10 protein-coding genes and 1 tRNA gene are annotated in these 13234 nt (G+C 41.7%); 3 read left to right on the top strand and 8 right to left on the bottom strand.

Going from position 1 to position 13234, the window contains the following annotated elements; all coding sequences use genetic code 11:
• Positions 1-14 precede the first annotated feature (14 nt).
• Together CIK96_RS12375 and CIK96_RS12365 are read left to right on the top strand one after the other, a co-directional pair.
• Positions 15-87, top strand: a tRNA-Pro gene (locus CIK96_RS12375).
• A gap of 370 nt (positions 88-457) precedes the next feature.
• Positions 458-2911 (top strand): helix-turn-helix domain-containing protein, encoded by a 2454-nt coding sequence (locus tag CIK96_RS12365; protein ID WP_158214872.1) that lies wholly within the window; start codon positions 458-460, stop codon positions 2909-2911.
• Here CIK96_RS12365 and CIK96_RS12360 read toward each other — a convergent pair.
• Complete coding sequence (locus CIK96_RS12360; RefSeq protein WP_254047140.1) at positions 2903-4183, bottom strand: DUF5103 domain-containing protein; 1281 nt, start codon at positions 4181-4183, stop codon at positions 2903-2905. The two genes, CIK96_RS12365 and CIK96_RS12360, sit on opposite strands and share 9 nt — an antisense overlap.
• A 74-nt stretch (positions 4184-4257) precedes the next feature.
• On the opposite strand from CIK96_RS12360, the gene CIK96_RS12355 reads away from it, so the two are divergent.
• Entirely contained in the window at positions 4258-4896 is a 639-nt protein-coding gene (locus tag CIK96_RS12355) for a hypothetical protein (protein ID WP_094440752.1), read from the top strand.
• A gap of 108 nt (positions 4897-5004) precedes the next feature.
• Here the strand turns inward: CIK96_RS12355 and CIK96_RS12350 are convergent, their stop codons facing one another.
• The 7 genes from CIK96_RS12350 to glyA all read right to left on the bottom strand — a co-directional run bounded on the left by CIK96_RS12350 (position 5005) and on the right by glyA (position 13220).
• A complete protein-coding gene (locus CIK96_RS12350) occupies positions 5005-6066 on the bottom strand; it encodes an endonuclease/exonuclease/phosphatase family protein (protein ID WP_094436285.1) in 1062 nt (353 codons plus the stop codon).
• 30 nt (positions 6067-6096) lie between these two features.
• Entirely contained in the window at positions 6097-7350 is a 1254-nt protein-coding gene (locus tag CIK96_RS13640; protein ID WP_094391669.1) for an ATP-binding protein, read from the bottom strand.
• Between the two features lie 100 nt (positions 7351-7450).
• A complete protein-coding gene (locus CIK96_RS12340; protein WP_094436281.1) occupies positions 7451-8635 on the bottom strand; it encodes a glycosyltransferase family 2 protein in 1185 nt (394 codons plus the stop codon).
• A gap of 24 nt (positions 8636-8659) precedes the next feature.
• Positions 8660-10237: an Rne/Rng family ribonuclease gene (locus CIK96_RS12335; RefSeq protein ID WP_094391671.1), complete on the bottom strand. Its 1578-nt coding sequence runs from the start codon at positions 10235-10237 to the stop codon at positions 8660-8662.
• A gap of 242 nt (positions 10238-10479) precedes the next feature.
• Positions 10480-10755, bottom strand: a complete 276-nt coding sequence (locus CIK96_RS12330) for an HU family DNA-binding protein (protein WP_094391672.1) — start codon at positions 10753-10755, stop codon at positions 10480-10482.
• A 178-nt stretch (positions 10756-10933) separates the two neighbouring features.
• Positions 10934-11536, bottom strand: coding sequence for a riboflavin synthase (locus CIK96_RS12325; protein WP_094440751.1), 603 nt, complete (start codon positions 11534-11536; stop codon positions 10934-10936).
• 403 nt (positions 11537-11939) lie between these two features.
• Positions 11940-13220 carry a serine hydroxymethyltransferase gene (gene glyA / locus CIK96_RS12320; RefSeq protein ID WP_094440750.1) on the bottom strand — a complete coding sequence of 427 codons (1281 nt, stop codon included), beginning with the start codon at positions 13218-13220 and terminating at the stop codon, positions 11940-11942.
• Positions 13221-13234 lie beyond the last annotated feature (14 nt).

The following is a 13234-nucleotide window of genomic DNA, read 5'->3' as shown; positions in this document are numbered from 1 at the left end:
CTTAGATAAAGCAACGAGGTGTAGCGCAGTTGGTAGCGTTCCTGGTTTGGGACCAGGCTGTCGCAGGTTCGAGTCCTGTCACCTCGACAAAACATAAGAAAGATCCTATGAATTTAATATTCATAGGATTATTTTTGCTTGCAGAATAATGCTTTCTAAATAGTTGAGTAACGAATTTATCTCAGCCGATGGCAAGGGGCATCCCGAACACATTCCGGGCACATCCCGAATGTCTCCTGAGTTCCTCCCTTGTTTCTTCCTAGTTTCTCCCAAATAGCTCCCTACGGTAAAAGCCATCTGTAGAATAATCAACAGAAGTGGAAAATAACAAGCATTTTGTACCTTACCAAGCAATTTTCGGTTCAAAAACTTGTTTTTCACAAGCATTTTGCTTAACTTTGCGACAAGTTACATGACTACTAAACCGAAAATGACTAAACGAACAATAATTTGCTGTGTGATAATAGCATTAATGCTGTTTTTTGAACCATTTTATACCAAAGCAAACGAAGCAGATCGGGTGTTCAGGGTTTATACCTCGTCACACGGCATGATAGATAATAGTGCGCAGACGATTAGTTGCACGACAACGGGCCGCATCATCCTCACCACACTTGGTCACGTGAACTTCTTTGATGGCGTGACATTCACACATATAGACCCACAGCCGTCTAATGTCTATCCCTTGGCAAAATACACAGGTTATTCGCATGTCTATTTTGATAATAATCAGCATCTCTGGGTTAAAGACACCCATCGTGTCACATGTGTGGATCTAAGAAAAGAAGAGTTTATCGATGATGTACAAGGCGTGTTCAACTCTTATGGTATCAAAAACAAGGTAGATGACTTATTTGCTGACGAGACAGCTACCGTTTGGGTGGTGTTGGGAGACAAATTGGTCAACATTCACACGAAGTGTACGCTTAAAATCAAGCGTTACCCTTTGCAGGATATTTCCCGTTTTGAAAATCGGCTATTTCTCTTTTATAACAATGGCGATGTAGATGTGTATGATATTAACACAAAAAAAATACTATACACGATACATACTTTGACAGCAGAAGCTGGCAAACGCTACAATGCAACCAGCGTCTTGTGTAAAACCGAACAAGGTATTTTTCAGATTCGTACAGGAGTCAATAAATCAATTTTGCTTTATTTAGATGTTAAGAAGCGGAGTGCCAAAACAATTCTCCAAACTCCTTACAGTCTAAACTCTATGGTCGTTCATGATAACAAACTCTATATTGCATGCGTAGAAGGTTATTGGACATATAACCTGGCAACTGAAGAAACAAAACACCATGCTGAAATCACATTAGACAACGGTCAACGAATGGTTCCTGACATTAATGCCCTTACCTTCGATAAACAAGGCGGTATGTGGCTTGGAAGTAAACACAGAGGATTACTCTATTGCAAACCATATGCGTCGCCTATACAACAATACGGAACCAATACCGATTTTTTTAAACGCTACGAGTCCCAGATGGCTAAAGCGATTAAAACCAATACAAAAAATCTGCCTCCAACAATCACTTGCTCGTTTGTAGATAGCAGAGGATGGACTTGGCAAGGAACCTATAGCGGAATACGTCTTATGAGACCTAATGCAAAGACTATAGAGTATGGCTACAAGGATGGGCTTGCCAATGAGGTAATACGTGCTGTGATAGAAGACAACAACCACAATATTTGGGTTAGTACAAGTTATGGTATAGCACATATAGATGTCAAGAACAACAAAGTCAAGCATATTGAGTACTTTGCAGGAATAGATAACGTACCTGACGAAGCGTTTACAGAAGGAGCAAGTCTCAAGCTGGCGGACGGTACCATCATTTTCAAGTCGCTTGACCACATGGTGACATTCCATCCTGACAAGTTCCACACACAGGCAATCAAAAAAATCCGGTTAACTCCCCAAATGTGCAAAATCCTGATGAATGGTCATGAAGTGCATCCGGGAGAGCGGTTTAATGATAACGTAGTAACCGATGTAGCTATCTCGCGTACACGTGATATGTACTTCAATTATGACCAAAACTCTATTACGTTGATGTTTGTCAGTCTGAACTATTTTCGTCCGTTTCAGACCTATTATAGAGTACGCGTAAAAGGATGTGAACCATATAACGAATGGACCGTTTTATCAACCTACAACGGAAGGGGATTGGTGGATAAGAAAGGCGCTTTGCATTTACCTTTGTCGGGAATAAGCCCCGGACATTATGAAGTGGAGCTACAAGCATCTATGAGTCCTGAGTATTGGACAGAAAAACCATACGTGTGGCATATTTACGTGAAAGAGCCATGGTGGCGCACCACTATCATATATGTCCTTTTAGGATTGACGCTGTGTGTGTTGATTGTAGGCAACCTAATGGTGTACAACAAATATATTCGTATGCGCGTGAAATGGATTAATGTTGAAGCGCAGGTAATGAAACGATTGAAAACATTTGTGCAACGCTGTAAACAACATGAGAACTCTGTACTTGAGCCATTAAACAATAATGGTGCCGCGGATGACAAGGGGGATGTAGGAGAATATATGTTCGAGCAAATGATGTTGAAAATCATGCCTCATCTGCTCATCGATCACAACGAACATCTTTCGCTCAGACGATTGGCTGAAAAGGCTGAAGTGGACGAAGTGGAACTTTCGAAAATGGTAATGGCTAACAGCCATAAAAACCCAATCCATTTCTTGATATCGCTACGCCTTGAAACATCAAAGAAGATGCTGAGTGAATCTACAATGGGTATTCCTGAAATTGCCAAAATGTGTGGTTTCGTATCGGCAAACTACTTTATTGCATGTTTCTATCATCGCTATCAATGTACTCCAATAGCCTATAGGACAGAACAAAGGAAGAATGTTCTTAAAACAACAAGACTATCTTGATAATAATTCGCAAAAGCCGACTAAAAGCCATGTTCGTCCACCTATAGGACGATAATATGCGAGCATCTGGTAGCTATTGCTTGTTTGGAAGAAATTTCCTTCTGTTTCTGCCGGAAGACCTTTATCATCAACATAGATATAGGAATAATAGCCTTGTTTCTGCATGATAGTTGCATGATATGATGATGTGGTATTATCATAGTACATCAAATAGTCTCGACTGTCTGACGAATTGGTCCATTGCCCAAAAATGTATCTGTTGCCATGATAGGGGGCTTGTAATTGATAGTTTACAGAAACATAGTCGCACGTTACATCATCTTCCTGTCGGTCGCTATTACGAACAAGTGAAAAACCTTTAGCGGCTTCATCGGTTAGGTAGAACGGTCTGGGAACATCGGGATGGAGATATGCGTCATATTGATGGCCATTCCATTCGATACGTTCTATGCCCATTGTTGGGTGGCTGGTGGCAAGTATTTCAAACTTGTGATATTCGTTGCCTGCCAAGAAAATGTAGTTTTCATCGTGGTCCCATTTCATTCCGCTTTTCATTTGATATGTAGGAGGAACGTTGATTCGTGGGCAATGCCAGTTCTGCATCATAACGGTATATAACTGTCGTTCTCGATCGGAAATATTAAGTGATGGATATTCTAAGGTCGCAGAAATCTGCTGATGTTTTCCGTTTACGTCCTTATCGGTAATGGTTGTCATAGTCAAGGCTACCTTAGCCTTCGGTTCAACAACCATGAAGCAAACTTCTGCTACGGGTTGATCAAGGCGATGATTCCTGTCGAATATTCTTAATCGGTAGTTTCCACTCATCGTAATCTGACATTGTTCGTTGGGAATCGTAATCGTATAGTGTGTATAGTCGATGGTGGTATTGATGGAATGTTGGTAATCCAATATCGGAAATTCTGAGAATCCTTGCATCCAGTCGTTTTCAAAAACAAATTGAGAAGTAGTCCAGTCGGGTTCACACCGTTCCAGTCTGCAAATGTAGTCGTGGACTTCGTGAGACATTTCATCAAAGCCAACTGTCATTCTTTCGTTTGTTGCATGAAGATGGAGTAGGGGCAACGTTTGCCAATTGTCATTCACAATAGCGGTAAGGGATTTTAATTGCGAAACATATAGTCGCGTGGAATTTACCCACTCGCCAGGACCTGACGTTTGGAAATGCTGACCATTGGCAACTGTAGAAATTGCTGTTATCAGGAATAGGAACAATAGAAAAAAGTTCCTTCTGCAATTGAACGTTTTCATCATAATGGCGCAAATTTAGTAATTTCTTGTTAGAAAACAGAATAGATTGAAAAAAAATTGCTACATTTGCATTCATGATGAAGAAATCTATAATTTGGGTAAGTGCTGTCTTACTGATGATGGCGTTCGGTTGTCGCAATCACAATCGAATGGCGGAGTATCAGCGTAAGATAGACAGTATTAAAAAAGCGGAAACCACGAAAGCTATGTTGCCTGTACCCGATAACCGTGAACCTTTGACTGTATTTTTCGACAGTCTTTCTATGATTGCGTTGCCTTTGTATTATACCCCTGAGTTTGTGGAATATCTTCCCCAGATGACGCCTGTTCCAAAACTATTCAATAGTAGTATGGGGTGTGAGGGAGACCAGAAACTCAAAGCTGCGATTCTTCCACCAACCCCTCATTTTAATATGGTACTGTTGGCAGAGCGTATGGATTCTATAACTCCACCAACTTTATACCTTTGTGTTTTTGATCACGATAACGTCATGCAAGACCGGTTGACCATTTACGAACGTGCCGATGGTGATCTGAATGGTGAAATTGGAAGTATGAAACTTGAATATTCTGTGACGAGCCGTTACGAAGTGACATTAATGCGCTTCTTTCGTTCGGACAATAAGCCGGATGCTGATTTTGAATGGAAAGAAAGTCGTAAATTCCATATCAATCGTGAAGGTCATTTTGAAGAGGAACCGGCAGATTTATAATTATCGATAATGAGTATGTGGAATATTTAATGAAGGGATAAAATACAAAACCGGCAGTACTATAGGGATGTCTGTGTAGTACTGCCAGTTTGTATATAGGAAATTATTCTATAAAGCAATTTTCATAAATACGGGATAGTGATCAGAGTATGTAAGCTCACGTTTGTAATAGGTAAGACCTTTGAGCATCTCATCATGGAAGATGTAGTCAATGCGGACACTTTTCTTTCCACCACGGAAGGTACTCATCCAGCCGAAACCACATTCTTTGAATCCGTCAACCATGTTGCCTAAAAGTGTCTTATACACATAAGAGTAGGGCACATCGTTAAAGTCGCCGCAGATGATACGTGGGTGTTCTGTCTGTCGCATATTGTTAGCTATAGTCATCGATTGGCCTGAACGAATCATCAGACCTAAAGTGTAATTGCCATAAATGGCGCGCAAAATAGAACTTTTATCTACATTTATTCCGTGATAGTTAGCTTTGGCAACTTGATGGAGTGTGCCGTTGATACCTGTTGTCTGCAGGTGAACATTATAAACGCGGATGATTTTTCCGTTTACCTCTATGTCTGCCCACATGGCACTATTGTTGGAATATTCAAAGAGAATCTTATCCGTTTTACGGATTGGATAGCGGCTGTAGATGATCATATCATCACGTCCATAAGCTTTGTAAGGAAAGTAGTTCTTATATGAATCAGACACTTTCTTATCGCCACTTGCATCAAGATACTCCTGAAAACAAAGCACATCTACTTTTTGGTTTTTCATTTCTGCCAAGATGTCTTGAGAGATGAAACCTGATGTCTCCCTTCCAAACATGGCAACGTTGTATGTGGCGATAGTTAAACCGTCTTGAGCTGCAACCGCTTTGGTGTTGTCAGACCGGAATTGGACTAGCGTACCAATATAGGGAATGCAACAAAGTAATGTGATGATTGGTACAAATGTCAACAGCCAGTTCCGTTTAATCAACCAATATACCAACAATAGTAGGTTGGCAAGGATGAGCAGGGGCAAGATATAAACTATCATTGCCTTTGCATTATTTCCTACTGGCGAATAGTTTCCTCCAAACAAACCGAGAATCGTGAAGATAGATACTATAATCTGCATTATAAGAAACATCATAGCCACATAGCGATAAACAGCAAGTTTTCCCATATAATTTGTGTCAAAAGATTTATAATAAACTTATTCGGTCAAATAGTTGTGAATCTTATCCAACAAGTCTTCCACGCGGAATGGCTTTGAAAGAAATCCGTTGCATCCTGCAGCTTGGGCCTCTCTTATATTTTCCTCAAAGGCATAGGCGCTGAGGGCAATAATGGGTACGTCTGGATTTACTTCTTTGATGATTCGAGTGGCATCGAGTCCATCCATTTCCGGCATTCTGATGTCCATGAGAATAAGGTCGGGATGCTCGTCTTCACAAAATGTTACGGCTTCTATTCCATTGTGGGCGCGTAGCAAGCGATAGCGTTTGGAAAGCACGACCTTAACCAGCTCATAGTTGTTGTCTTCATCTTCTGCAACGAGAATAAGTGGAGCATCTTGCAAATTGCCATGTGTACTAACTCGTATGGTTCGCGAATTAGTGGTGATGCGTGAGTTTTTGGCAAGTCCTCCAACTGATCCATCGAAAGGTATTGTAAAGCGGAAGGTCGAACCTTGGCCGAGCTTGGAAGATACGCTGATGGTTCCTCCGAGTTTTTCTACAATAATCTTGCTTAAAGGCAAACCGAGGCCAAATCCGTTTTGAATAAAGTCGGCATCTTTCGAAACATAGGTCTTGAAAATGTTGTCTATGTCTTGTGGGTCAATACCTGAACCGGTATCGCTCACATAAAATTCTACGTCTTGCCCGTCGTTAATCAGTCTGTATCCATAAGAAATGCTACCTTGTGTGGTATGCTTCAGAGCGTTGCTGATTAAGTTTGAGAATACCTGCGAAATACGGTTACCATCAGTATTGAGCATGACAGTCATATTAGGTTCTTCCCACACCATGTTGACAGTATCAGGACATCTAAACTTGAATGTGTTGTTGAGTGTTCTACAAAGTTCGTTGAGGTCTGTTAACGACTTCTTTATCGAAACTTCTCCGGCTTCTACTCGTGAAAGGTCAAGAATTTCATTGATAAGTGTCAGCAAACGCGAATTGTTGCTCTCAATAATCTCCATGTATTTCATGCGTTCTTCCTGTGATTCAGTTTCACACATGACTCTTGAGAAACCTTCGATTGCATTGAGCGGTGTTCTTATTTCATGGCTCATATTGGCCAAAAACAACGATTTCATGCGGTTTGCCCGTTCGGCCTCTTTTGCTTTTGCTTCATATTCGCCTATCTTTTTCTGGAGACTCAAAAATTTGATTTCAGCAGCATCAGCTCTGGAATTTGCTTCGTTTATCTTTGCTATAAGCTCTTTGCGTTCATCTTGGTTCATAATATTTAATTTTTCAAGATGTAATTAGTTCTTGTTTGTAATATACTTCTGCAAAGATATAATTTTTTTTTTATTCCGCCAAACCTGGGGAGTATATATTTTAAGCGCGTTTGCTTTTTTCCCATTTTCCACTATTCTTATGTGATTGAAGATAAGATATTCCGTAGAATACATTCAGGTTCATAAATACAAAGTAGCAAGGGATATATAGAAATTTGTTCTTCTTTCCATTGAGTTCTTGCATATAGCCACACAATGCTGCAAGATAGAAAACTATCTGCAATATCCAAATCACGTTGTAAACCATGCCTGCTTTCATCAAGACAAGGGCAATGTTAAGTGGAATCAAACAGAAAAGTGCGAAAGGGGTAATGGTCCAACGGAGTACACGATGTGAAACAAACTGAAAAGAAGCTATGGGATAGCGTAGGGGATTCATGAGTTGACGAAGCCACCAGATACTCTGTAGTCCACCTGCTGCAATACGTTTTTTTCTTTTGGCTTCTTCTGCTAAATTGGCAGATCCGTGCTCAAGTGCATAGGCTTTTGGAGTATAAGCAATACGATAGCCTTGCATCAGCATTCTCAACGACATGACAAAATCATCAAGCAAAGCGTTCTCTGGCATGGGTTCGTATAGAGAGCGGCGAATGGCACAAAGCTCGCCTGCAGCTCCCATGGCTGAATAGAGTTCGCTGTCAAGTTGTTTAAGTTTGCTTTCATATTTCCAGTAGAGGCCTTCACCTTGAGCTGCTGCTTGTTGTGGGCCTTGCTCGTTGGCAGCAACACGCTTTTCTCCTGCTACGCATCCTACTTTTGGATCAAGAAAGCATTTCACGATTTCGCGTATGGCATTGCTGTTGAGCATGGTATTAGCGTCTGTCATCACTACAAGTTCTGTATCAACCAATGCCAAGCCATGATTAAGTGCTGCGGTCTTTCCACGACGCTCAGGTGAAAATATCACCTTCACGTCGTAGGAAGACAGCTTTAGGTTGGTATCGTCATCCGATCCGTCTGTAACCCATACGGTTTTTAGTTTCGGATAATCGATTGCCAACGTATTGTTCATTTTGTCGTTGACAATATCCTGTTCGTTGTATGCACATATCATCAGCGTCACTTCAGGAAGCTTGTTGTCTTCCGGCAGTTTCGTCTGTTCCTTTTTGCCTTTACTTAAAAGCCGTTTCACTCCGACTATGATATAAAGTAAGATTCCATATCCGAAGTAGGTATAAAATACCAGCGCTATAGCTGACCAGAATACGATTTTCAGTAAAAGCATAAGAAATGATATTGTGTCTGTTGTTTAGTTTTTACTTTCCACTTCTTCGCGCATGTCGATGAAATGGCCTTTTTTGTCATAGAACTCGTATTGCAGGAATGCCAGTTTCTGCGAAGGGATTATGCGCACTCCAAGTCCATATTTAATTTGCCAGCGACGCTTCATGGAAATCATTCCTTGATTGATGTATGCTGCCACATAGGGATGGACATGGAGGGTGAATTGCTTGATTCCAATCTTGTTGACCAGCTGGTCAATCTTATTTTCCAATTGGTCGGTAAAGAGTATTGAGGACTTGATTTTTCCTGTTCCGAGACATGTTGGGCACACCTCTTCCACATTCACATCCATAGCAGGGCGTACACGTTGTCGTGTAATTTGCATGAGGCCGAATTTGCTAAGCGGAAGAATGTTGTGTCTTGCACGATCTTTCTGCATGTTCTTACACATTCTTTCGTAGAGCAATTGTCGATCTTCTGCCAAATTCATGTCGATGAAATCGACAACAATGATACCTCCCATGTCTCTTAGTCGCAATTGTCTTGCCAATTCATCGGCCGCTCCGAGATTTACCTCGAGTGCATTGGCTTCCTGTCCGTTTTCAGCCCTTGTTCTGTTTCCGCTGTTTACATCCACCACGTGCATGGCTTCTGTATGCTGAATAATCAGATAGGCTCCTCGTTTGTAGTTGACAGTTTTGCCGAATGATGACTTCAACTGTTTGGTTACGTTGAAATTGTCGAAAATGGGGACGCTTCCTGTGTAGAGCTTGACAATATCTATCTTGTCTGGGGCAATAATCTCGACATAGTTCTTGATTTGCTTAAATACCTCTTTGTCGTTGATGTAGATTCCGTCGTAAGTAGGATCAAACAGGTCGCGTAGCAAAGCTACTGCACGACCTGTTTCTTCGTGTATGAGTTGTGGCGATGTTGTGGCCTTCTGTGCATTTTCTATGGCTTCATCCCATCGTTTTAACAGTTGTTTCAGTTCTGCATCAAGTTCTGCGACACGTTTTCCCTCTGCTGATGTCCTGACTATAACTCCGAAATTTTTTGGTTTTATACTCTGAACCAATTGTTTGAGTCTGGCTCTTTCTTCTCCTTTTTTGATTTTTGTGGAAACTGATACTTTGTCTTGGAAAGGCATCAGTACCATATATCGTCCCGCGAAACTTAACTCGCAGGTAAGTCGTGGTCCTTTGGTTGAAATGGGTTCTTTCACCACCTGGACAAGAATTTCCTGACCAGGCTTCAGCGTATTTTGCACGCTTCCTTCTTTGGGTAAGTCTGGCAGTCGTGTAGCTTTAGAGATGGGGAAGAGTTTTCTTCTGTCGCTTTGTACTTGTTTAAGGTATTTCTCGTACGAACAGTAATGTGTTCCTAAGTCAAGATAATGCAAGAAAGCGTCGCGTTCCGAACCGACATTGACAAAGCATGCGTTGAGTCCGGGCATGAGTTTGTGTACTTTTCCCAGATAGATATTGCCTACAGAAAACGACATCTCACGCTTTTCGTTTTGGTATTCTACCAAGTTCTTGTCTTCGAGAAGTGCAATGGAGATTTCTTTCTGTTGTACGTCAATGATAACTTCACTTGTCATTCTTAATAACTTTTTGTATTTGTATTTTGAAATACAGAAAGGGGTGTACTGAGAATTGTCGGCACTCGACATTTTCTCGGTACACTCCTTTCATTTTTCTCGTTGAGCTTATATGCTTATGGCTTACTTGCTCTTGTGACGATTCTTGCGCAGTCTTTTCTTACGCTTGTGAGTAGCCATCTTGTGGCCCTTCTTTTTCTTTCCGTTTGGCATAATGTGTATAAATTAAGTTGTTGTTATAATTATTTCATTTTGGCGATAAAGCTCTTTGCAGGCTTGAATGCAGGGAAGTCGTGTGCATCGATAACAAGAGTGGTGTTCTTGGAAATGTTGCGTGCAGTTTTCTGGGCACGGTGTTTAACGGTAAATGTACCGAAACCTCTGAGATATACGTTTTCTTTTCTCACTGACATGCTCTGGCGTATTTCTTCCATGAATGCTTCAATGGTGCCTGCAACATCTTTTTTCGAGATTCCTGTTTCAAGGACAATCTTGTTGATAATTTCTGCTTTCGTCATGTTTTCTAACGATTTTATTTTCTTTCTGTGATTATAATTTTTATTTCGGAGTGCAAAGATACTGATTTTCAGCGTGAAACGGAAATATATTTTCGTTTTTTTTTGATAATCAGTATTTTTTGTGCTATTTTTGTGGTCTTACACCTTATATTATAGGTGTGGTCTGCTGTGAATTTTGTTATTTCAACTGTTGTAGCCGTGCGATGTATTTGCCTATAATGTCAAACTCAATATTGACAACACTTCCTTTTTCGATATTACAAAAATTGGTATGTTCAAAGGTGTAGGGGATGATGGCTACCTGAAAGCTGTTGGCGGTAGGGTTGCAAACTGTAAGGGATACACCATTGACGGTAACCGAGCCTTTATCTACTGTAAAATAGCCATTGAGAGCCATTTCTTGGTTTTCTTGGTATTCAAAAGTAAAATAGGTAGAGCCGTTGGCGTCTTCTTTTGCGATGCACACAGCGGTTTGATCGACGTGTCCTTGTACAATATGTCCGTCGAGACGTCCGTTCATCATCATCGATCGTTCCACATTGACTTTGTCGCCTATGTGAAGTAGTCCTAAGTTGGTGCGCTCTAACGTTTCTTTCATGGCTGTTACCGTGTAGCAATCGTTGTCAATGGCTACTACGGTAAGGCATGTTCCGTTGTGTGCTACACTTTGGTCGATACCTAACTCGTTAGTAAACGGACAACGTAATTTTAAGTCGATATTGTCGCGGTCGCGTATGATATCAATAACTGTTGCGGTTTCTTCGATTATTCCGGAAAACATATTATTAATGTTGGTTTAATATTTCTTTGATTATTTTGATGAAAAAGAAAAAAGAGGCCGCACCGGTGATGTGATGAAAACTCCTTTCTTAGAAGATATGGGGTTCTCCTGCCTTTGTAATCCACTGGTCTGTTGCCAAACTGCTCCTTAGGAGTTGTGGCCCGCCATTGTACAGGAAATACGCCCTGTTTTCATAGTAATTTGATGAGTATCCCTATCGAACCGATACGGCCATTCTCTTTCTGTTTGCAAAGATACGAAAAAAAATGGAGAGCACGAGGTTTGCTCAACATTATTTTTCATGTTTCTGATAAAAAAAACAGTTCTGCGTGACTTTTGATGTCAGCAGAACTGCTTTGTATTTAGTTGTTTGAAGGGTTAAAACCTCTTGCTTTTCAATAGTTTAGTAGGCAAAGAGTGGATATTCCTTCATGCGTTCGTTGACGCGTTTGCGAACACTTGCAATAACTTCTGGATTTTCGGGATCGTTGAGTACTTCTTCGATGAAAGCGGCAATTTCTACCATTAAGTCTTCTTTTGCACCACGTGTAGTGATGGCAGGAGTGCCGAGGCGAATACCTGATGTCTGGAAGGCAGAACGGCTGTCGAATGGTACCATGTTCTTGTTGACTGTGATATCTGCAGCAACGAGGGCATTCTCTGCTACTTTACCGGTCAAATCGGGATATTTTGTACGCAGGTCAACGAGCATAGAGTGGTTGTCTGTACCGCCGCTTACGATGGTGAAACCACGCTTGATGAGTTCTTCAGCCAATACCTTGGCATTCTTTTGTACTTGTTTGGCCCACTCTTTGAACTCTGGCTGTAGTGCTTCGCCAAAAGCTACTGCTTTAGCAGCAATAACGTGTTCCAGAGGACCGCCTTGCTGTCCAGGGAATACTGCTGAATTGAGCAGTTGTGACATCATTTTGGTGACACCCTTAGGCGTTTTGAGTCCCCATGGGTTTTCAAAGTCTTTACCCATCAAGATGATACCTCCGCGTGGACCGCGCAGGGTTTTATGTGTGGTAGAGGTTACGATATGAGCCCATTTCACCGGGTTCTCGAGGAGTCCTGCGGCGATGAGACCTGCTGGGTGTGCCATGTCGATCATGAGCAAAGCCCCGACTTTATCTGCGATTTCGCGCATGCGCTTGTAGTCCCATTCGCGGCTGTATGCTGATCCGCCACCGATGATGAGTTTTGGCTTGTGCTCGAGTGCTAATTGCTCCATTTCATCGTAATCTACACGTCCAGTTTTCTCATCAAGATTGTATCCTACGGGTTTGTAGAGGATACCGCTGGTATTGACGAGTGAGCCATGTGAGAGGTGACCGCCGTGAGCCAGGTTAAGGCCCATGAATGTATCACCTGGTTTCAGTACGGCGAGTAGTACTGCTGCGTTTGCTTGTGCTCCTGAGTGGGGTTGTACGTTGGCGTATTCAGCTCCGAAGAGTTTGCAAACACGGTCGATGGCGAGTTGTTCTACTTCATCCACGACCTGACAGCCACCATAGTATCGGTGTCCAGGGTAGCCCTCAGCATATTTGTTTGTCAGATAGCTGCCCATGGCTTCCATCACTTGTTCGCTGACGAAATTTTCTGACGCAATCAGTTCGATGCCTTTGAGTTGGCGCTGATGCTCTTTTTCGATGAGCTCGAAAATCGTGTTGTCTCTTTGCATAGTTGTAATTATTG

It is taken from the genome of Prevotella sp. P4-98 (genome assembly GCF_002251405.1).
Classification (GTDB): Bacteria; Bacteroidota; Bacteroidia; order Bacteroidales; family Bacteroidaceae; genus Prevotella.
The sequence above is the reverse complement of the archived record's forward strand: the minus strand, read 5'-3'. Positions and strand labels throughout refer to the sequence as shown.

Coding starts and splice junctions, on each gene's coding strand:
- CIK96_RS13640 (WP_094391669.1), bottom strand. CDS start 7,350: ATGAACCAAGATGAACGCAAAGAGCTTATAGCAAAGATAAACGAAGCA.
- CIK96_RS12360 (WP_254047140.1), bottom strand. CDS start 4,183: ATGAAAACGTTCAATTGCAGAAGGAACTTTTTTCTATTGTTCCTATTC.
- CIK96_RS12340 (WP_094436281.1), bottom strand. CDS start 8,635: ATGCTTTTACTGAAAATCGTATTCTGGTCAGCTATAGCGCTGGTATTT.
- glyA (WP_094440750.1), bottom strand. CDS start 13,220: ATGCAAAGAGACAACACGATTTTCGAGCTCATCGAAAAAGAGCATCAG.
- CIK96_RS12325 (WP_094440751.1), bottom strand. CDS start 11,536: ATGTTTTCCGGAATAATCGAAGAAACCGCAACAGTTATTGATATCATA.
- CIK96_RS12355 (WP_094440752.1), top strand. CDS start 4,258: ATGATGAAGAAATCTATAATTTGGGTAAGTGCTGTCTTACTGATGATG.
- CIK96_RS12350 (WP_094436285.1), bottom strand. CDS start 6,066: ATGGGAAAACTTGCTGTTTATCGCTATGTGGCTATGATGTTTCTTATA.
- CIK96_RS12335 (WP_094391671.1), bottom strand. CDS start 10,237: ATGACAAGTGAAGTTATCATTGACGTACAACAGAAAGAAATCTCCATT.
- CIK96_RS12330 (WP_094391672.1), bottom strand. CDS start 10,755: ATGACGAAAGCAGAAATTATCAACAAGATTGTCCTTGAAACAGGAATC.